The sequence below is a fragment of the Streptomyces sp. 13-12-16 genome, assembly GCF_002114215.1.
Taxonomy (GTDB): Bacteria; Actinomycetota; Actinomycetes; order Streptomycetales; family Streptomycetaceae; genus Streptomyces.
The window spans coordinates 1-875 of record NZ_NCTE01001231.1 but is presented as its reverse complement, the minus strand read 5'-3'; the positions used below and the strand labels follow the sequence as shown (position 1 = coordinate 875).

Annotated in this window: 1 protein-coding gene and 1 pseudogene; both read right to left on the bottom strand. The window is 76.1% G+C overall.

Translation table 11 applies throughout. The features are described from left to right. A pseudogene (locus B7767_RS48760) lies at positions 1–178 on the bottom strand (RDD family protein); the annotation flags it as partial. Positions 179–268: 90 nt separating this feature from the next. After that, a partial coding sequence (locus B7767_RS38295; RefSeq protein ID WP_143652883.1) for an RDD family protein occupies positions 269–875 on the bottom strand: 607 nt, incomplete at its 5' end.

Sequence of the window (875 nt, the reverse complement as noted above, 5' to 3'; positions counted from 1 at the left end):
AGGGATCACCACCGCCACCGCCGGAGGGCCCGCCGCCCCCGGTCGGCGGCGGGCCGCCGGGGGTGTCGTACGGGGAGCCAGGCCCCGGGGTGTCGGGGCCGCCCGGCGGGGGGTGCTTCTTGAACGGGTCGTCGTCCGGCGGCTGCCGGCCGGAGCCGGGGGGCGGTTCGGTGGTCATGCCCCGAGTCGACCGTGAACCCTCCGGCCCCGCATCCGGCGAGCGGCCGTCCGGGGTAGCGGCAGCGACTGCGGTACGGGTGACGAGGGCTCAGCCGGCGGCGACGAACGTGTGCGCGGCCTTGTCGTGCCAGCACTGGCGCCAGGGCTTGTCGAACAGGCACCACAGGACGCCGACGACCCCGACGACGAGCAGTCCGGGCACGCTGTAGACGAGCCAGCGGCGCAGGGCCGCGCCGAAGGACGGCGCCTCGTGCCCCTCGATGTCCCGCACCTCGACGCCCAGCAGCCTCTTGCCCAGGGTGCGGCCCCACTTGACGGTCGGCAGCACCTCCAGGAGGACACCGGCGAGGAGGAGGACGGCGAGGACGATGCCGAGGTGGACGGAGGTGGTGCCGTCGAGCAGCCAGACGGTGACGGTCTCGCCGGACAGCCTGGCCGCCTCGATCTTCGCGTCGACGTGGTCCATGGCCTTGATGCCGAGCGGTACGGCGGCCACGGCGGTGACGGCGCCGAGGACGACGGTGTCCAGCAACCGGGCGGTCAGCCGCCTGCCGAGCGCGGCGGGGCGGGCCGCGGCCTGGCGCCGGGCGGCGGCCTGGAACACGTCCTCGACGGGTGGCTTCCAGGGCGCGACGGGCGGCTCCTCGGCGCCGGCCAGCCGGTGCACCTGCTGCACCCAGGAGGCCTGGCCCCCG